The organism is Paraburkholderia sp. BCC1886 (genome assembly GCF_900996245.1).
Classification (GTDB): domain Bacteria; phylum Pseudomonadota; class Gammaproteobacteria; order Burkholderiales; family Burkholderiaceae; genus Paraburkholderia.
In genome coordinates this window covers 1-18,228 of record NZ_CAAJGK010000042.1, presented here as the reverse complement: position 1 = coordinate 18,228, position 18,228 = coordinate 1, and the positions used below count along the sequence as shown (strand labels likewise).

The 18,228-nt window shown below is 64.1% G+C and carries 16 protein-coding genes; 13 read left to right on the top strand and 3 right to left on the bottom strand.

Annotated elements, in window-relative coordinates; translation table 11 throughout:
* The first annotated feature begins 17 nt into the window (after window positions 1-17).
* Window positions 18-1,835 (top strand): DUF4157 domain-containing protein, encoded by a 1,818-nt coding sequence (locus FQ746_RS12430; protein WP_222105874.1) that lies wholly within the window; start codon window positions 18-20, stop codon window positions 1,833-1,835.
* Between the two features lie 48 nt (window positions 1,836-1,883).
* On the opposite strand, the gene FQ746_RS12425 is transcribed toward FQ746_RS12430, so the two are convergent.
* Entirely contained in the window at window positions 1,884-2,306 is a 423-nt protein-coding gene (locus tag FQ746_RS12425) for a hypothetical protein (protein ID WP_144109683.1), read from the bottom strand.
* A 45-nt stretch (window positions 2,307-2,351) separates the two neighbouring features.
* On the opposite strand from FQ746_RS12425, the gene FQ746_RS12420 reads away from it, so the two are divergent.
* The 3 genes from FQ746_RS12420 to FQ746_RS12410 all read left to right on the top strand — a co-directional run bounded on the left by FQ746_RS12420 (window position 2,352) and on the right by FQ746_RS12410 (window position 7,862).
* Window positions 2,352-4,106, top strand: coding sequence for a hypothetical protein (locus FQ746_RS12420; protein WP_144109682.1), 1,755 nt, complete (start codon window positions 2,352-2,354; stop codon window positions 4,104-4,106).
* Between the two features lie 142 nt (window positions 4,107-4,248).
* Window positions 4,249-5,973: a tannase/feruloyl esterase family alpha/beta hydrolase gene (locus tag FQ746_RS12415; RefSeq protein WP_144109681.1), complete on the top strand. Its 1,725-nt coding sequence runs from the start codon at window positions 4,249-4,251 to the stop codon at window positions 5,971-5,973.
* A gap of 554 nt (window positions 5,974-6,527) precedes the next feature.
* On the top strand, window positions 6,528-7,862 hold the full coding sequence (locus FQ746_RS12410; protein ID WP_144109680.1) for a hypothetical protein: 1,335 nt from the start codon (window positions 6,528-6,530) through the stop codon (window positions 7,860-7,862).
* Window positions 7,863-7,878: 16 nt separating this feature from the next.
* On the opposite strand, the gene FQ746_RS12405 is transcribed toward FQ746_RS12410, so the two are convergent.
* Together FQ746_RS12405 and FQ746_RS12400 are read right to left on the bottom strand one after the other, a co-directional pair.
* Window positions 7,879-8,289 carry a GFA family protein gene (locus tag FQ746_RS12405; RefSeq protein ID WP_144109679.1) on the bottom strand — a complete coding sequence of 137 codons (411 nt, stop codon included), beginning with the start codon at window positions 8,287-8,289 and terminating at the stop codon, window positions 7,879-7,881.
* Between the two features lie 44 nt (window positions 8,290-8,333).
* Entirely contained in the window at window positions 8,334-9,092 is a 759-nt protein-coding gene (locus FQ746_RS12400; RefSeq protein WP_144109678.1) for an IclR family transcriptional regulator, read from the bottom strand.
* Between the two features lie 239 nt (window positions 9,093-9,331).
* Here FQ746_RS12400 and FQ746_RS12395 point away from each other — a divergent pair, with 239 nt between their 5' ends.
* The 9 genes from FQ746_RS12395 to FQ746_RS12355 all read left to right on the top strand — a co-directional run.
* Window positions 9,332-10,387, top strand: coding sequence for an alcohol dehydrogenase (locus FQ746_RS12395; RefSeq protein ID WP_144109677.1), 1,056 nt, complete (start codon window positions 9,332-9,334; stop codon window positions 10,385-10,387).
* A 67-nt stretch (window positions 10,388-10,454) separates the two neighbouring features.
* Entirely contained in the window at window positions 10,455-11,777 is a 1,323-nt protein-coding gene (locus FQ746_RS12390; protein ID WP_144109676.1) for an MFS transporter, read from the top strand.
* A 1-nt stretch (window position 11,778) separates the two neighbouring features.
* Window positions 11,779-13,203 (top strand): aldehyde dehydrogenase family protein, encoded by a 1,425-nt coding sequence (locus tag FQ746_RS12385; protein ID WP_144109675.1) that lies wholly within the window; start codon window positions 11,779-11,781, stop codon window positions 13,201-13,203.
* On the top strand, window positions 13,203-15,383 hold the full coding sequence (locus FQ746_RS12380; protein ID WP_144109674.1) for an acetate--CoA ligase family protein: 2,181 nt from the start codon (window positions 13,203-13,205) through the stop codon (window positions 15,381-15,383). Before FQ746_RS12385 ends, FQ746_RS12380 begins: the two co-directional genes overlap by 1 nt.
* Window positions 15,376-15,795: a hypothetical protein gene (locus FQ746_RS12375; protein ID WP_144109673.1), complete on the top strand. Its 420-nt coding sequence runs from the start codon at window positions 15,376-15,378 to the stop codon at window positions 15,793-15,795. Before FQ746_RS12380 ends, FQ746_RS12375 begins: the two co-directional genes overlap by 8 nt.
* Window positions 15,792-16,241: a MaoC family dehydratase gene (locus FQ746_RS12370; RefSeq protein ID WP_222105873.1), complete on the top strand. Its 450-nt coding sequence runs from the start codon at window positions 15,792-15,794 to the stop codon at window positions 16,239-16,241. Before FQ746_RS12375 ends, FQ746_RS12370 begins: the two co-directional genes overlap by 4 nt.
* Before the next feature lie 17 nt (window positions 16,242-16,258).
* On the top strand, window positions 16,259-17,407 hold the full coding sequence (locus FQ746_RS12365; RefSeq protein ID WP_144109672.1) for a thiolase family protein: 1,149 nt from the start codon (window positions 16,259-16,261) through the stop codon (window positions 17,405-17,407).
* Window positions 17,404-17,775, top strand: a complete 372-nt coding sequence (locus FQ746_RS12360) for a Zn-ribbon domain-containing OB-fold protein (RefSeq protein WP_144109671.1) — start codon at window positions 17,404-17,406, stop codon at window positions 17,773-17,775. The genes FQ746_RS12365 and FQ746_RS12360 overlap by 4 nt, the downstream gene beginning before the upstream one ends.
* A gap of 55 nt (window positions 17,776-17,830) precedes the next feature.
* Window positions 17,831-18,228, top strand: a 398-nt coding sequence (locus FQ746_RS12355) for an acyl-CoA dehydrogenase family protein (protein WP_186310715.1), incomplete at its 3' end; no start/stop codon positions are given.

The following is an 18,228-nucleotide window of genomic DNA, read 5'->3' as shown; positions in this document are numbered from 1 at the left end:
CCGATCGGGAGAATGTCATGTTCAGCATGCCCCGTAGTGTGAAACCAGCCGCACCATCGGCGACGGGTACGCAGGTGGCGCGTTCGCCCGCGACGCATCGAAACGGCGCGCAGACCAACGCGGCGCGACCCGGTCTCGTCATCGGGCGCGTCGACGATCCGCTGGAGCGCGAAGCCGACCAGCTTGCCGCCGCCGTCATGCGGATGCCGGTACCCGACACGCCCATCGCCAATGCGCCCCAGCAGATCAGCCGCAAATGCGCGGACTGTGACGAAGACGACAAGCTGCGCCGCAAACCGCAGAGCCCGAGCCACGTAACCGGCCTGGTCCGGCCAGTCCCCGATGCGGTCCACGACACGCTTCATGCCGCCGGCCATCCCCTCGACGCGTCGACGCGGACCTTCTTCGAATCGCGCTTCGGTCATGATTTTTCGGGGGTCCGCGTGCATTCGGACTCGCGCGCGAACGAGTCGTCGAGCGCCGTCGATGCGCTCGCCTATACGGTTGGCAATCACGTCGTTCTGGGCGCCGGTCAGACCGGCAATCGCGCGCTTCTGGCTCACGAACTGGTCCACGTGATGCAGCAAAGCGGCGGCAGACCCGTCTTGCGTCGTTATGCCCGCTGCCGCCATTTGCTCGACGGACCGGAAGAACGCAATAAGATGCCGGAGTCTCAGGTGCGCGACAGCCTGGCTGTCGACGCAGCGGGTCTAGGTCCGGTGGCCACGGAATTCGTCGTGAAGGGCGCCAGCGCGGCGCCGTGGCGCACGGAGCACAATCCGCGTCATGGCAAGGGCGATGTCATCGATCCGCAGATCATCGGCGACGATGGTTTCGGTCGCGCCGATATCGTGGTGCTGTCGGGCACCGCACTCGAAGGCATCGAGGTAAAGCGGGCGACCTGGGCCGACGCGGAGTTCGCCGAGCGTCAGTTGCTGAACTACGTGCGCCAAGGCAACCGTTCGCTCAGCGAGGTCAACCGGATCTGGGCAGGCCGCGGACATACCGGCGATCGCATTACCTCGGTGCGCGCCATGCGCATGGGGAGCCTGCCTTTGCCGGCATCGCGCAGTATCGACGGTAGACAGGTCAACCTGTCATGGTGCCGCGACGGCGTGGTGGCGTTCAAGTCGGTCGACGAAAAGGCGCAGGACACGCTGCTGTGTGGCGTGAACGATCAGGGGCGCGTCGACGCGTTTCTCAATCGCGCGATGGACCCGGCGCAGGCCGCGGTGCAGCGCTATATCCAGCAGGAGATCGAAGCGCCCGCAATAAAAAAGCTGGGCAGCCTGTCGTTGCGCGAGATTCTCGGCCGTATCACCGATTTGCCGCAGGTGAAGGGACTGCTGCCGCTCGGGCAGTTACCGCTCGGCGGGGACATCACGCTGGAGTTGCTCGCGAAAAGGCTCGCGCCATTCGAGGCAGATATTCGCATGCTGGCCAGAGAGTTTCTGGACCGGGTGATCGTCGAGTTGCGCCAACGTTTGCAGGCGCAGGTTCGCAACCTGCTCCAGGAGTCGATGGCGGCACTGTGCGCCAAAGCTACCCAGATGACCATGGCCGAATTGCAGAAGGAATTCGAAAGACGGATGCGTCAGTTGACGCTCCAACTCGTGCCGGTCGTGATCGAAGCCGTGGCCATGCAGATGATCGGCGAAATGCTCAAGGCCGCCGGGGTCGCGTTCATCGAAGCGCTGGCCATCGCGATCGCGGCAGTCCTGCTATGGGAGGTCGCGGTCGCGCTCGCGGCTATCGAAGGAATCGGCGCGCTGATCGCGGGTATCGGCGCCACGATCGCGCGGCTGGCAGCGATGCTGGTGCCGCTGCTGGCGTGATCCTGGTAGTGCCGTATTGCAGCGGCTACCCGATGCCCGAACGATGACTCAGCCCGGCGCGGCGATTCTCTGCCGCGCGGACTGATTGTCGCGTGCCGCAGCGTCGCGTGTGGCCGGTAGCACGCAGATGCGATCGTTCGGCAGGGCCGCACGCCACACGTAGCCCTGACGACAGGTGTCGGGCCCGTAGGCTCCGCCATTCGGAGACCGGTGCGAAGCGGCGAGCCGGTTGTCCTGGGCCGTGCGGTTGCGCGTGGCAGGCGTCACGCAGACATGATCGTTGCTGGTCGCATTGCGCCAGACGTAGCCCTGTTTGCAGCGGTCGCGGGTCGAGCTTGGCGGCTTGGGATGAGCGACGGTCAGCGGCTCCTGGGTTTCGCCAACGGGCTCGTTCGGATCGTCCTGCGCGAGCGCCGGCGTCGAGAACGCCACCATGGCAAACACGGAAACCAGCGTCGATCGATTCATCATGCACCTCGGGAATTAAGGATGACTGGGTATAACGAAGGAATGGCGATGCAAAGTATGTTTCATCGCAACGTACGCTTTATCCTGGTCGTCGTGGCATTCGTCTGGCTGACGATTTCAGACAACGCATGGTGTGCGTCGGCCACTGCGGTTTCGGCGTCGTGCGTGACCCGCTTGCCGGGGCCTGCGTCGAGATGGACCGCGCAGGAGCAATGGGTGTGGCAACGGCTGTGCACCGGGCAGGTTGCGGATCTGCAGACGCTCGACGAACCGGGAGGGATGCAAACCAGTTTGTCGGCCGGGTTCATCGAGAAGCTAATGGTCGATCCGCGACTGCGCGGCGCTATCGAGTATCGCGGTGTCGACATTCACGGCGCAAGAATTTCCGCAGTGGTCGATCTGGACAATGCTCACGTGACCCTGCCGCTCACGCTCAGTCATTGCCGTTTCGATCAGGGGTTGCGACTGGCGCATGCGGTCGTCGATGCGCAGGTCCTGCTCGACGGAAGCCAGTTCGACGATGGTATCGACATGGGCGGCATCAAAACGTCGGCGTCGCTGGTTCTCGATGGCGTAACGGTCGCGCATGACGTCAATCTCGTGGACGCCGACATCGGTGGCCAGCTTTCGCTGAATGCGGTCGATATCAAAGGCGTGTTCAAGGCGGGATCGGCGAATGTCACCAAGGGCTTCTATGCCACCGGCGCGACTTTTTCCGAGGTGAGGCTGACGTCGCTCAAGATCGGCGACGAACTGAACATTCGCAAGACGACGATTACCGGTCCGTTCGCATTCGATTCGGCCGAGGTCGGTCAGAGTGCTCACGTGGATCAGAACACGGTTTTCAAAAAGGACGCGACGTTCAGCTCGACGCGCGTGCTGGGCCAACTGGACATGAGTACCGCGCAATTCGACGGCACGCTTCGCATGGAAAATCTGGCGGTCGGCCGCAGCCTGATCATGCGGGGGACTTCGATAGGCACGCGAGCGTCCATGACGTACCTGTCGGTCGGAGGAAACCTGGAACTCTCCGGCGGCGGCTCTTTCGCCACGCTCGATCTGACCGGAGCACGCATCGGGCAAGGACTGCGCTTAGGTTCGGCATCGCGCCCGCCGCCGCATTGGCAAGCCGGCGCGCAACTGATTCTGCGCAATGCGTCGGCCCGCGACATTCAGGATCTGATGACCTGCCAGGACAAGGTCCATCAGAAGGGATGTGTGGACGGCTGGGCGCCGCAACTCGATCTGGTCGGCTTCACGTACGAAAACCCGAGTGCGCTCGACATCGATGCGCAAAGCGATATGGCGGTGCGCACCTGGCAGTGGTGGGTCGGCTGGCTGGACCGGCAGAGCGTGTTCCAGCCGCAGACCTATGCTCAGGCCGCGCGGATGCTCGACAAGATCAATCAAGGCGATAAAGCCATCGACATTCTTTACGCGGGGAAGACCCACGAACGCCGGGCCGCCGCCGGCTTGCAGCGGATACTGCTGACGCTGCACTGGATGTTCGTCGGCTACGGCTTTCGCACTTCCTATGCGCTGTGGTGGTCGATCGGTTTCGTCGTGCTGGGTGTGCTGGTGCTGAAGGTGTCCGGTGAGAGAAAGCGATCGGGCGAGTTGCTGGGGTTCGCGTTCAGCGCCGACATGCTTCTTCCCATTATCCGGCTGCGCGAAGCGCACTACGACATCGACCTGCACGGCTGGGCGCGTTACTACTTCTACTTCCACAAGGTCATGGGCTATGTGCTGGCTTCGTTCCTCATCGCAGGACTGGCCGGGCTGGTCAGTAGTGCAGGAAAGTAGTGCAGAAAAGTGAGCGAAGCATCACCGCCTCGTTACATTGAATCTGTAGCAGAATGACGAGCGATGGCTGGTGGTCGTAACCGTGTCGCGTTGCATGAATCAGTAGACGAAAGACAAACGATTCCAATGATGGAGACAGGCTATGCAAACGAAGAACCCCGCCGGGTCATCCGGCGTCACGAGGTTTTCATGGGTCCTCGCGCCCGTGTTGGCCCTGCTGTCGCTAGGCGGATGCGGCGACAGCGTCAATCAGACCGTGTCCACCCCACTTACTTGCGCTCAACTCGCGGGCAAGACCGTGCCCGCCTCGGCGATCGGTCTCGCAACCACTGGCGCAACCGTGACAGCAGCGACGACCATGCCGGCGACCGGCACCGGCGCGCAGGCCGTCGGCGAATATTGCCTGGTGAGCGGTTCGATCAGTCCTGTCGACCCGGCCGCACCGTCGATCAAATTCCAGATCGCGATGCCCACCACCTGGAACAGGAAAATCATGATGTTCGGCGGCGGCGGATATGACGGCACGATTCCCGCTCCGACCGGCAACGTTCCTGCGGGCCCGACTGCGCAACTCACGCCGCTCGGGCGTGGCTATGCGACCTTCGCCAGCGACTCGGGGCATCAGGCCAACGCGCTCGGCAGCGAGGACGGCTCGTTCGGCGTGAACGACGAAGCGGTCCGCAACTTCTCCGGCGACGCGTTGAAGAAGACCCGCGATGCGGCGGTCTATCTGATCGATGCGCGCTATGCCGTCAAGGCGCCGACGCATTCGTACTTCGCGGGTGGATCGTCCGGCGGCCGCGAGGCGCTCGCCGTGGTGCAGCGCTGGCCGCAGGACTGGGACGGCTCGCTGGTGTTCTATCCCGCGTGGGCGGCCGCGAGTCTCGATCTCCAGTTCGGCCGTATTACGCGCGCGCTGGCGGCGCCGGGCGCGTATCTGGATCAGGCCAAACGCAAGGTGTTGCTCAACACCGTGCTGGCGAGCTGCGATACGCTCGATGGCGTGGCCGACGGACTCGTCAGCAATGTCGCCGCGTGCAATGCCACCTTCGATCCCGCTTCGGCAACGCTCAACGGCGCGCCGTTACGCTGCGCAGGCGGCGCGGACCTGGGCGATACCTGCCTGTCCGATGCGCAGATTTCGGCACTGGCCGTGTACAACACGCCGATCACGTTTGGCTACACGCTCGCGAGCGGTGAAACGCAGTACCCGGGTTTCAATGTCTATGGCGCCGATCTGGGCACGGTGAACGCATCTGCGCTTCAACCGACAGTCGTCACGCTCGCGCTCGGCACATCGCAACCGGCCTCGCCGATGCCCACGACCGCGCCGTATCTCAGCGTGTTCTGGGACCAGTGGATACGCTACTTCGTGGCACGCGATGCCAGCGCGAATTCACTTAACGTCGACCCGCAAAATCCCGGGGCGCTGCAAGCGCGTATCAGTCAGCTGACCGGTTTGCAGGACGTGAACAAGACGGATCTGTCGGCCTTCAATGCGAAGGGCGGCAAGATCCTGATGGCCCATGGGCTCGCGGATGCGCTCGTCAGCACGCGCTCGACCGAGCAGTACTACCAGCGTTTGCAGACGACCATGGGTACGTCGGCGGTCGCCAATTTCGTGCGCTTCTACGAGATTCCCGGCTATGGCCATGCGGTCAGCAGTGTGTTCAATGCGTCATGGGACTCGCTCACGACGCTCGAGAACTGGGTCGAGAAAGGGGTATCGCCGCCCGCACAGACGGTGGCCGATACCGCAGGTGTGCCGGGACGCACGCGGCCGCTCTGCGAATATCCGGCCTTTCCGCGCTATACCGGCGCCGGCGATGTCAACGCTGCATCCAGCTTCACATGCGCGACACAATGATCGAAGCATGAGGCTTGAGGTGTGAGGCTTGAGGCTTGCGTCCGGTACCGGACGCAAGCCTCGTTCGTTTTCCGGAAAAAAAAGCCGACTGAAACGAGGATGTAATCATCCTTGCTGGTCCAATGCTGCGCAGTGCGTACCGATAAAGCAGGAATTTCGGTGATCGCTGCGAACATTAGAAAACTTCTTCCTTTCTGGGCATGAATTGCCGATTCGGGGTTTAGTCGTCGCGCGATCGCCGTTACTATCGTCCCCAGCTTGCGAAGAGCGCAGGCGCGAATCACTCAGTCTGATACGAAACCGTCCGCTGTCGTTCTTCCAGACGCGGCCGGGAGTCGCTCGCGTCGAGTGGCGGGATTGCATTCGACGTGCCAATCATTCATCGAAACCATGTTGACCTGCGACAGATGCGTCTGTCGCGGCTGGACGGCGCTCGTCCGTGAATCGACGCTGCGCATCCGGCGTCCTCGTTCCCACACCGGTTTTCAATCAATCGAGGTGTGGGAATTTCTTATGTGTGGTCGGATTTCTTTTGATAATGGAATTTTTTAAAGATGTTGAGACGACGTCGATTTCTGGGTCAACTGACGGCCCTCGGTGGTACTTATCTACTCGCCGCATGCGGCGGAGGTTCCGAAGCCGGCAGTAGTGCGGTGGCTTCAAAACAGGCGGTCGCCAAGGTTGCGACGCCGGCGAGTTCGACATCGGCAAGCGGTGCCACGTTGCCCGCGGCGAGTGCGCTCACGGACAGTTACGGCGCGGTCTGGACGCTCGTCAATGGTGTCGTGTACAAGAACGGCGCGACCGTGGGCAATACCTACAACGTGTCGCTCGTGCTCTGGTACGGCGGCAAGATCTGGCATTGCGGCACCGACGACCAGTTCTACGTGAACGTGGACGTGCGCAACGATACCCGCCAGTGGTTGCCCTGCACCGATCCGCGCATCGCCGTGGCAGCGACGCCGGGCCGCTTCTATGGCATGAACGGACACTACGACTACACCTACACGCCCGCGCATCTCATCTCGATGCTCAAGGCGATGGGCTGTACGACCTATCGCGTGGGCTGCACGACCGATCCGACACAGACCAGCGCGGTTGCAGCACTCGCGCAGGCGTTCCAGTCGGCCGGGATGACGCTGTTCGTGCTGATCGAACAGGGTGTCTACGATGCGAACGGCAACGTCTTTGCCAACGAGTCGGCGGCTTATTCGGCGGGCTATGCCAGTGCGCAGATCATCGCCAGGGCAATGGCGCCGTATGGCGTGACGATGTACGAATGCGGAAACGAGTTGACGAGACAGAACGCCACGGTGACGGACTTCACGTTGTCCGGCGATATCGTTCTCGACTTCAACAACACGAACTGGCCCGCGATGCGCGGCGCGATGCGCGGGATGATGGATGGCGTCAAATCGGTTCAGCCGTCCGCGCTATGCGGGATCAACTTCGCGGTGGCCGACGTGGGCGCCTCGGATGCGTTGTGGAACGGCACGCAGCCCGACGGCACGGGCGGGCATCCGACGGTGCGCTGGGACATTACCACCTGGCACAATTACGAGGTGTACGGCGACATCTTCGACATCGGGACCGATGGTAGCGGCCAGGGCTTCGACCTGCCGACGTACTGCAAGGCGCGATACGGTGTGCCGTTCATGATCACCGAGTGGAACACGGGCCCGGAACAGACCGAAGCGTATCGCGCGCAGTACATCACGGAACAGTTGGGCGAGTTCTATCAGGCGAGAAAGACGCACAACATCGAATCGGTCATGTACTACGTGCTCGATAGCGGCAACGATACGTTCGGGATCGTGATCAACGACTCGTTTATCAACCCGACCTATGGGGCGTTCACGAGCTTTACGGCGAGCAATCCGGATAGTTGATCGGGGAGCCGGCTACTCAGGCCGGTTTCCGTCTTTCGAACACCGGCACATCGTCCTGAACATGATGGAACGCCTGTTTATCGATCGCGAAGATCGCGGCGTCGGGGCGCTGGAAGATGGACGGGTCGTCGAGCGTGCCGACCTTGACCAGCACGAGCCCCGGCAGTCGCGGCGAACGGGTGAGCAGGTGAGTTCCGCAGGTTCCGCAAAACTCACGCGTGACAGGCTGATCAATGTCGCTGCGTGAGAACTGTCTGGGGGAACCCGCGAGGTAGTGGAATGCGTCGGCGGGCATCGCCATGATGACGTTGGGACTTCCGCCCGAGATGTACTGACATTCGCGGCAATGGCACTGAACACGGGAGCGCACCTCACCGCCTGCCTCGTAGCGGATCTCACCGCAATAGCAACGCCCGAATAATGTCATGACTCGTCCTGATAAAAGCGTCGTTAAAGAAAACCCGGTCGAGCTCACGCCCGGCCGAATAACGCGACCCGTGCGTCCGCGCAGGTCGCTGCGATATCGCGACCGAGTTCGTCGAGGACGTCGTCGTCCAGCTGACCGTTGAACGTGTGCGTGCCAACGACCATCGCCGGCTTGCCGTCGCGATCGGGAATTACGGCGGCCGCGGAGATCACGCTCTTGATCAGCGCGCCCATATCGAGCGCGTAGCCGCGCTGTCGTGCTTCGTCGATTTCGGCGAGATAGCGCTCGAATGTCATCGGCTTGACCCAGCGAATGTGGGCGAACGCTTCGTGCAATTCGTCGCGCGGCACGTCGGAGGCGGCCGCCACCGCGCGGCCGTTCGCGCCGGCGTAGAGCGGAATTCGCATCGCGATCTGAAACTCGATATGCACACCCACGCCGGGCTTCAGGCGATCGAGCAGCAACAGGCGCTGCCGGTCGTTGACCTGCCACAGACTGACGGTCGCTTCGTACTGGTTCGCGATGCGCTGCAACTTGGGTCGCAGCAATTCGATTTTCGTTTTGCCCAGCATGACCCTCGCGAGTTCGAGCAAACCGAGATCGAGGCTATAGGTCTTGTTCGTCGGGTCGAGCGCGACAAGGCGCTCCTTGACCAGCGTGCGAAGAATGTTCAGCGTCGTCGACGGACTGACTTCGGCCTTGCGTGCCAACGCCGTGACGCCCAACGGCTCGCGCGCGTCCGACAACGCCCGCAGGATTGCTGCCGCCTGCATGACGGCTCCCACGTCCTTTCCCGCTTCCATGACCTGCTCCTCCCCGTCTATCGCGCCGGCGTGCCTCGATGCGGGCGCGGCTGCGCCAATATAGCAGAGCTAGTGATATTCACAATGGTGAATGGATATTAGTTTCACACGATGATAACGTCATTATTCGCGACCGGATAATGCTCTAGGTGTTTACCAATGCACAATGGTGAATGATATTGACAATGGAGAATGATCAAAATAATGTGACTGCGCATTCAAACTAACTGCCCGCACTCATGATCAGCTACGAAATCACTGCTTTCAACGAGCCTCTGGTTCGCGCCGAACGTCCTGCACCCACTCCGACCGGCACTGAGGTTCTGGTGCGTGTGCAGGCAGCCGGCGTCTGCCATACGGACGTGCACACGCGTTCCGGCTGCTACGACCTGGGTGGCGGAAAGCTGTTGCGCATGAACGAGCGCGGTATCGGGCTGCCGCTGACGCTCGGCCACGAAATCGCCGGAGAAGCCGTGCAGGGTGGCGAGCAGGTTCCCGCGTCGATGCTGGGCAAGCCCTATCTGGTTTATCCGTGGATCGGCTGCGGGGTGTGCGAAGTCTGTGAGGCGGGCCAGGAGAATATGTGCGCGGCGCCGCGCTCGCTCGGCATCTTCCGGGCGGGCGGTTATAGCGACCACGTGCTGGTATCGCACTCGCGCTATCTCATTCCGATTCCCGACATCGCCCCCGAAGTGGCGGCGCCGCTCGCCTGCTCCGGGTTGACGACTTACAGCGCGCTGAAAAAGATCAATCCGCAGACCCTCGCCCGAACCCCCGTCGTCGTGATCGGCGCGGGCGGTCTCGGTCTGATGTGCACCAAGCTCGTTCAGGCGCTCGGCGGTCGCGGCTCGCTGGTGCTCGATATCAACCCGACGCGCCTCGCGGCCGCGACCGAGGCCGGCGCGCTCGCCGTCTTCGACACGTCGCAGCCGGGCGCAGCCGAAGCGATTCGCGCGGCAGCCGGCGGCGCAATTCTCTCGGTGATCGACTTCGTCGGCTCGGTGCAAACGGTCGAGCTCGGCATGAGCCTGCTCTCCAAGGGCGGCAAGATCCAGATCGTCGGTCTGGCCGGCGGCGAGTTGCCTTTGTCGCTGCCGATGCTGCCGCTGCGCGCGATGTCGATCGAAGGTTGCTACGTCGGCTCGCTGCAGGAATTGCGCGAACTGGTGCAGCTTGCCCGCACGTCCGGACTGACGCCGGTGCCAACCGTTTGCCGGCATCTGCATGAGGCCGAAGCCTCGCTCAACGATCTGGAGGCCGGCCGGATTACCGGCCGGATCGTTCTCAAGCCCTAGTTCGACCCAACCGGACAACCACGCGATCGAAGAATCGTCGTCCAGACACATCACGGAGACCTGGAACATGAAAACCACTTTCGCCGCGGATCTTCCCGGCGTCCAAGCGCAGAGCAGCACAGCCGCGACGTACGGAAAAATCACGCGGCGCCTGATGCCGATCCTGTTGCTGTGCTATCTGGTCGCTTATCTCGACCGCATCAACATCGGCTTCGCGCAGAACGCGATGAGCCAGGATCTCGGATTCTCGGCGGCAGTGTATGGATTCGGCAGCGGTATTCTGTTCATCGGCTACCTGTTGTTCGAAGTGCCCAGCAACTACGTGCTCGAGCGCATCGGCGCGCGCAAGACACTGGCCCGCATCACGTTCCTGTGGGGCATCATTTCGATGGGCATGATGTTCGTGCGCACACCGATGCAGTTCTACGTGATGCGCTTTCTGCTCGGCGTGGCGGAAGCGGGCTTCTTCCCCGGCGTGATCCTGTACCTGACCTACTGGTACCCGCCGGAGCGGCGCGCCAAGATCGTCGCGGTATTCATGACGCCGATCGCGTTCTCGGGTTTTGTCGGCGGTCCGTTGTCGGGCTGGATCATGCAGAACATGGGCGGCGTGAACGGCTGGAAATCCTGGCAGTGGATGTTCCTGATCGAAGGCTTGCCGTCCATCGTCATGGCGCTTCTCGTCATGCTGTTTCTGGTGGACCGGCCGGATGCCGCGTCCTGGCTCACGCCGGAGGAAAAAATTCAGGTCAACCGCGCGGCAGGCAGCACTACGGTGGAAACACACGGGTTCAGGACTACGTTCGCGGCGTTGATCCGCGATACCCGCATCTATCCGATGCTCCTCGTGTACTTCGCCCTGATCTGCGGCGTGGTGACGACGTCGAGCTGGATCCCGGCCTTGCTGAAGGTGGTGTTCCCCGCCGGCAAACCGTTCGAACTGGGACTGCTGACCGCGATCCCGTATGCGCTGGGTGGCGTGGGCATGATCTGGATCGGCCGCCGTTCGGACCGTACTGGCGAGCGGCGCTGGCATTGCACGCTGTCGCTGCTGGGCGGCGCGCTCGGTATGGCTCTGCTCGCGTGGAGTTCGAATCTGGCGCTCACCGTGGTCGCCATGTCGGTCGCGTCCATCGGCATCTTCGCGGGCTTCCCGACATTCTGGGCCGCGTCCACCAACGCACTGGACAAACAGACGTCCGCGTCGGGTATTGCGCTGATCAGTTCGGTCGGTCTGATCGGCGGTTTCGTCAGCCCGATACTGATCGGCAACGTGCGCACGCTGACGGGCAGCTATGCCGGCGGTCTCTATGCCGTCGCGGCCGTCCTCGCGCTCGGCGCGTACGCCATTTTTACGGTGCTCAAACGCGAGCACGTTTCAGAGGATTGAGATGGATCTGTTCGACAGCTTCAGCATGACGATCGGCGGCGAGTCGGTATTCGCCGCGAGCACGTTGCCGGTGATGAATCCGGCCACGGAGGAAACCGTCGGTCTCGCGCCGCGCGCCGACGAGGCGAACCTCGACGCGGCCGTGGCGGCCGCGCGTTCGGCATTCGCGAGCTGGCGCAGGACGCCGCTCGAGCAGCGCCAGCGGCTCGTGCGCGAACTGGCGGCGCGGGTCAAGGCACATGAAGCGGACTTTGCACGGCTGCTCACGCTCGAACAGGGCAAGCCGTTGCACGCGGCGCGCGGCTCGGTGTACGAGGTGACGAGTATCCAGACCTGGCTCGAGGCCATCTCGCGCAAATCGCCGCCGCACGAAGTGCTGCTCGACACCCCGGAGCGCCGCGTCGAAGTGAAGCGCGAACCGCTCGGTGTGGTCGGCGCCATTGCACCGTGGAATTTCCCGATGACGCTGGCCGTGTGGAAGATCGCACCCGCACTCGTCACGGGCAACACGATGGTGCTCAAGCCGTCGCCGTTCACGCCCCTCACCATGCTGAAGTTCGGCGAGCTGGCAAAAGACGTTCTGCCGCCTGGCGTGCTCAACGTGATCAGCGGCGACGACGCGCTAGGACCGTGGATGACCTCGCACGCAGGCTTCGACAAGATCGCCTTCACCGGGTCGACGGCAACCGGCAAGGCGATCATGCGTAGCGCGGCCGACACGATGAAGCGCATCACGCTGGAAATGGGCGGCAACGACGCGGCCATCGTGATGGACGACGTGGATCTCGACAAGGTCGTGCCCAGGCTGTTCTGGGGCGCCTTCTCCAACAACGCGCAATTCTGTCTCGCCACCAAGCGGCTCTATGTGCACGACGCAATCTACGAGCGCTTTGCCGCGGCGCTGGTCGCCTATGCGAAGTCCGTCAAGGTCGGCAACGGTCTCGAAGAAGGCACTCAGCTCGGGCCGGTCCAGAACCGTCGTCAATACGATTTCGTGCGCGAGCTGATCGCCTCTTCGCGTGCAGCCGGCCATGAGTTTCTGCTGGGCGGCGAGGTGCCGGCGGGCAAAGGCCTGTTCGTGCCGGTCACGATCGTCGGCAATCCGCCCGACGACTCGCGCGTGGTCGCCGAGGAAGCGTTCGGGCCGGTGCTGCCGCTGCTGCGATTCAGGACCGTCGACGAAGTCGTGCGGCGCGCCAACGCGTCGGATTACGGGCTGGGCGCTTCGGTGTGGAGCGCGGACGTCGCGCAGGCCCAGGCGATCGGCGCGCGTCTCGAAGCCGGCACCGTCTGGATCAATACGATCCACATTCTGTCGCCGGACTATGTGTTCGGCGGCTACAAGCAGTCCGCGTTCGGTACAGAGAACGGCATGGACGGATTCCTCGAATACACCCACACCCAAACTGTCGTGACGGATTTCTGATGTCCACTCAAACGAGCCATGCAAGTCTTGCGGCGGCACCCCGCACCTCGGATATCGACGTGCTGTTCTCGGCGCGCAGCGTCGCCATTGTCGGTGCCTCGTCGGATCCGTCGCGTATCGGCGGCCGGCCGCTTCGCTATTACCGCGAAAGCGGCTTCACGGGACGCATTTTCCCGATCAATCCGTCGCGCAAGGAAGTTCAGGGCTATACCGCTTATCCCGATCTCGCATCCGTACCGGAGCCGATCGATCTCGTCGTCGTGGCGGTCGGTGCGGAGCTGACGCCGGGGATCATCGCCGACGCGGCCGCCAAGGGCGCGCGCGGCGCGGTCATCTTTTCTTCGGGCTTCGCCGAGATGGGCGAGCGCGGCGCGGCGCTGGAGCGCGAGATGCTGGCGGTGGCGCACAAGCACGGTGTACGCGTGCTCGGACCGAACTGCCTGGGTCTCGCGCATGCCGTGCATCGGCAGATGGCCACGTTCGGCTCGTTCGTCGATACGCTGCCGCTGCCGCAGGGACGGGTGGCGATCGTCAGTCAGTCGGGCGCGTACGGCTCGCACCTGTTCATTCTTGCCCGGCAGCGCGGAATCCGTGTCGGTGCGTGGGTCACCACCGGCAACGAGGCGGACGTCACGCTGGCCGACTGTCTGATGCACATGGTCACGGACGACAGCATCGATCTGATCGGCTGCTACGCCGAAGGAATTTCCGACGGCCCGGCTTTCCTTGCCGCACTCGATGCCGCGCGCGAAGCCGGCAAGCCCGTCGTCATGATGAAGGTGGGCCGCACGGCAAGCGGCGCTAGTGCGGCGCAGTCGCATACGGCATCGCTCGCGTCGGACGACGCGGTGCTCGACGCGGCGCTGATCCAGTACGGCGCCTTCCGTGTGCTGACGACCGAGGCGTTCATTGACGTGGTCTACGCGCTCTCGCGCCGGGCGCCGACGGCCGGGCGCAAGCTCGGCGTCCTCACCGTGTCCGGCGGCGCTGGCGTGCTGATGGCGGACGCCGCCAGCGATCATGCGCTCGACCTGAGCGCGATGCCGGCCGACAGTCAGCGTCATCTGCGCGAACGCGCGCCGTTCGGCTCGCCGGTCAATCCCGTCGATATCACTGCGCAGGCGCTGAACGACATGACGCTCGTGACCGACCATCTGCGCGCCATGCTGATGCACGGCGGCTACGACGCAGTGGTGGGCTTCTTCATGAACTGGGCCGCGTCGCCGGTGACGGGGCCGCTATTGCGCCGCGCGCTCGCCGACGGTATGCGCGGCTTCGAACAGCGCACGGTCGCAGTGGCGGTCACCGCACCGCGCGAGATCGTCGAAGAATTCGAAGCGTGCGGGATGCTCGTGTTCGAAGACCCGACGCGCGCCATCGCGACGCTGGCCGCGCTCGCGACGATCGGCGAACGGCTGGCAATACGGCGTGCGGCGGAAAGCGATGGGAGTCCTGCGGTCGATACGCCTGCAAGCCTGCCCCTTGCCGCACTGGACGAGGTGCAGACCAAGGCGTTGCTCGCCGCTGCCGGGATGCCGGCGCTCGCCGAGGCGCTCGTGCAGACGCCCGAGGAAGCCGAGGCGGCCAGCGTCCGGTTGGGCCTGCCGGTTGCGCTCAAGATCGTGTCGCCGGACATTGCGCACAAGACCGAAGTCGGCGGCGTGGCGCTCGATCTGAGGAGCGGCGATGCGGTGCGGCTCGCGGCGCTGCACATGCTGTCGACGGTTCGCGAGCGCGCACCTCGTGCGCGCGTGTCGGGCTTGTCCGTCACGCAAATGGCGGGCGAGGGCATTGAGATGATTCTGGCCGCGCGCATGGATCCGTGTTTGGGTCCGGTCATGATGATCGGGCTCGGCGGCGTGTTCGTCGAAATCTTCCGCGACGTGGCGTTTCGCGTCGGCGCGCTGACGCCGGACGAGGCGCGCGGGATGTTGACGCAGCTGAAAGCGTGGCCGTTGCTGCAGGGCGCGCGCGGTACGCAACCGGTCGATGTCGACGCACTGGCGGAGGTGATCGTGCGTCTGTCGCGCTTTGCGATGGCCAATCGCGGACGTTTCGAAACCATCGAGATCAATCCGCTGCTCGTACGCAGGGGCTCAGCGGGACCCGTGATGCTCGACGCGCTGATCGTCCCGGCGGCTGGTGCGGACAGCGCCGCGAAGGAGCGTCGGCATGACTGACGTCTGGACGTACGAACGCTTCGAGGAAAACGTCGCGATCGGTGAATGCGAGGTCTGCCTCGACGAGCGGCAACTCGCGTTGTGGCGCAGTGTGAACGCCCGCGTGGGGCAGTCCCCGAAGTGCGGCGACGCGATCGAGGACGCTGCGCCCGGCGGGCTGCTGGTGGCGCTCGCCATGCGCGGCTACCTGAGCATCGTGCAGCCGCGTCCGCCGGGCAATGTCCATGCGTCCAGCGTGCTGCGCTGGGGGACGGTGGCGGCCTGCGTCGGCGAGCCGCTGCGCGTGAGTGTCAGTTGTGTCGGCAAAAGCATCGCGCGGGAGCGGCGCTGGGTCAGCCTGCTGGTCAGGCTGGTGAATCGGAACGACGCGCTGGTGCTTTCCAGCGAATTGAAAATGGTGTGGGCCGCATGAGTACGAGCGCTATGTTGAAACCTGCCATCGTCCCGCCCACCACGCTCGTCGCGCAAAGCCGCATCATCGACGCGCAGGTCATCCGTCTGTATGCCGAGTTGACGGACGACTTCAACCCGATTCACGTCGATCAAGACTTCGCGGGCAAAACGCCGTTCGGTCGCACCATCGCGCACGGCACGCTGACGCTCGCACTGGTCTGGCAGGCCTTCGACGTCACGTTCGGTCGCGATGTACTGGCGGGCGCCGAGGCGGACATCCGTTTCGTCAAGCCGGTGCTGGTGGACACGCGCGTCAGCGCGAGCGGAACGCGAGTGCCCGGCAGCCGCGACGAAATCTGGCGCGTCGAAGTGACGAACGACGACGGCGTAGTGGTGCTGAGCGGGACGGTCCGCCTTGCGCCATCGACTATCGACCGGCGCGGCTCTCACGTCGCCGGCTGCTAACGGGACACTCTTCTGACATGGAAGCCACTGCTTTTGTCCGGGGCGTGGGCGTCACGCCCTACGGCCGTCTGGAAGGATCCGACACGCTCGATCTGATGTCCTCGGCCGCCACCCGGGCGCTTGCCGACGCCAATCTGCAGCGCGGCGAGGTGGACGGGTTGCTGGTCGCCTATTCGACCACGATGCCTCATCTGATGCTCGGTACGGTGTTCGCCGAACATTTCGGGCTGCGCCCTACCTGGGCACACGGCGTTCAGGTGGGCGGCGCGACCGGGCTGACACTGGTCGCGCTTGCCAGCCATCTCGTGCGGGCCGGCGTGGTCAAGCGCGTGCTGTGCGTGGCCGGCGAAAACCGCCTCACCGGCCAGTCGCGCGACGACTCGATCAAGGTGCTTGCGCAGGTCGGCCATCCTCGCTACGAGGTGCCGCTCGGCGCGAGTATCCCTGCCTACTACGCGCTGCTCGCACAACGCTATCTGCACGAGACCGGCGCGAGCCCGGCGGATCTGGCCGAACTCGCGGTACTCATGCGCGCGAACGCGGCCGCTCACGAAGGCGCGCATTTGCGGCAGCCGATCAGCGTTGCCGACGTGCTCGCCTCGAAGCCGGTTTCCACGCCGTTGCGTTTGCTGGACTGCTGTCCGATTTCGGATGGCGGCGCGGCGGTGATCGTGGATTCAATGCCGGGCGAGCGGGCCGCGATCCGCATCGCCGGCACCGGCAGCGCGCATACGCACCAGCACGTGTCGATGGCGCCGGACGACGTTGCGTGCGGCGCGCGCGAGTCTTCCGCGGCCGCCTACCGGCAGGCGGGTTACGGACCGGCCGATATCGATTATCTGGGTATCTACGACAGCTTCACGGTCACGCTCGCGATGCTGCTCGAAGCCACGGGTTTCAGCGAGCCCGGTCAGGCGGGCGCGTTGGCGCGCAGTGGCCGGTTCGGCCGTTCCGGGAGGCTGCCTTTGAACACCCACGGTGGGCTTCTGTCGTACGGCCATTGCGGCGCCGCGGGTGCGCTGGCGCATCTGGCCGAGGCGGTCTGCCAGATGCGCGGCGAAGCCGGCGAGCGGCAGATCGCCCACGCTGCCCGTCGCGCGTTCCTGCACTCCGACGGCGGCGTCCTGTCCTCGCACACCAGCATGATCCTGGAGACTCACCCATGACTGCCGCACAGGACTGGACGGCCGGCGTACCGGCACTGCTGGTGGACGAATGCCTGGCGTGCGGCCGCCGCACGGGATTCAGGCAGCAACACTGCGCGCACTGTGGAAGCGAGTCGTTGAAGACCGTGCCGGCGCAAGGCACGGGACGCGTCTGGTCGATCACGGTGGTTCACCGTGGGCCGACGAAAGAGGCGACGCGGGACGGTCCTTACGGCATCGCGCTCGTCGATCTGGCGGAGGGCGTGCGGGTGATGACCCGCGCCGATGCCGCCCTGACGATCGGCATGCCGGTGCGTATCGACCTGCGCGTCGTCGACGGCACGTGCCTGCCGTACGCGTCGGCGGCGGACCAGCCTGCCCGGGCATGAATATAAGCAGGCCGGCTTTTCAACCGGCCATCTTTCGAGGCAATCAGGAGACGCCATGGATTTCACCCTGCCGCCAGCGCTGCTGGAACTGCGGGATCGCACCCGACGCTTCATCGCCGAGCAGGTCATTCCGCTGGAGTCGACGCTCCGTCATGGTTCGCATGGACCTGGCGACGAGTTGCGCCAGCAACTCGTGGAACGCGCCCGCGCGGCCGGGCTGCTCACGCCGCACGCGAGCCGCGAACTCGGCGGCCTCGGACTCACACACGTCGAAAAAGCGGTGGTGTTCGAGGAAGCGGGCTATTCGCCGCTCGGCCCGATCGCGATCAATATTCACGCGCCGGACGAAGGCAATATCCACCTGATGGAAAGCGTCGCGTCGCCCGCGCAGAAAGCGCGCTGGCTGGCGCCGCAGGTGGCCGGTCACACCCGCTCGTGTTTCGCGATGACCGA

Excerpts from the sequence above, each read along its gene's own strand:
- FQ746_RS12430 (WP_222105874.1), top strand. The coding sequence starts at position 18 with ATGTTCAGCATGCCCCGTAGTGTGAAACCAGCCGCACCATCGGCGACG.
- FQ746_RS12425 (WP_144109683.1), bottom strand. The coding sequence starts at position 2,306 with ATGATGAATCGATCGACGCTGGTTTCCGTGTTTGCCATGGTGGCGTTC.
- FQ746_RS12420 (WP_144109682.1), top strand. The coding sequence starts at position 2,352 with ATGCAAAGTATGTTTCATCGCAACGTACGCTTTATCCTGGTCGTCGTG.
- FQ746_RS12415 (WP_144109681.1), top strand. The coding sequence starts at position 4,249 with ATGCAAACGAAGAACCCCGCCGGGTCATCCGGCGTCACGAGGTTTTCA.
- FQ746_RS12410 (WP_144109680.1), top strand. The coding sequence starts at position 6,528 with ATGTTGAGACGACGTCGATTTCTGGGTCAACTGACGGCCCTCGGTGGT.
- FQ746_RS12405 (WP_144109679.1), bottom strand. The coding sequence starts at position 8,289 with ATGACATTATTCGGGCGTTGCTATTGCGGTGAGATCCGCTACGAGGCA.
- FQ746_RS12400 (WP_144109678.1), bottom strand. The coding sequence starts at position 9,092 with ATGGAAGCGGGAAAGGACGTGGGAGCCGTCATGCAGGCGGCAGCAATC.
- FQ746_RS12395 (WP_144109677.1), top strand. The coding sequence starts at position 9,332 with ATGATCAGCTACGAAATCACTGCTTTCAACGAGCCTCTGGTTCGCGCC.
- FQ746_RS12390 (WP_144109676.1), top strand. The coding sequence starts at position 10,455 with ATGAAAACCACTTTCGCCGCGGATCTTCCCGGCGTCCAAGCGCAGAGC.
- FQ746_RS12385 (WP_144109675.1), top strand. The coding sequence starts at position 11,779 with ATGGATCTGTTCGACAGCTTCAGCATGACGATCGGCGGCGAGTCGGTA.
- FQ746_RS12380 (WP_144109674.1), top strand. The coding sequence starts at position 13,203 with ATGTCCACTCAAACGAGCCATGCAAGTCTTGCGGCGGCACCCCGCACC.
- FQ746_RS12375 (WP_144109673.1), top strand. The coding sequence starts at position 15,376 with ATGACTGACGTCTGGACGTACGAACGCTTCGAGGAAAACGTCGCGATC.
- FQ746_RS12370 (WP_222105873.1), top strand. The coding sequence starts at position 15,792 with ATGAGTACGAGCGCTATGTTGAAACCTGCCATCGTCCCGCCCACCACG.
- FQ746_RS12365 (WP_144109672.1), top strand. The coding sequence starts at position 16,259 with ATGGAAGCCACTGCTTTTGTCCGGGGCGTGGGCGTCACGCCCTACGGC.
- FQ746_RS12360 (WP_144109671.1), top strand. The coding sequence starts at position 17,404 with ATGACTGCCGCACAGGACTGGACGGCCGGCGTACCGGCACTGCTGGTG.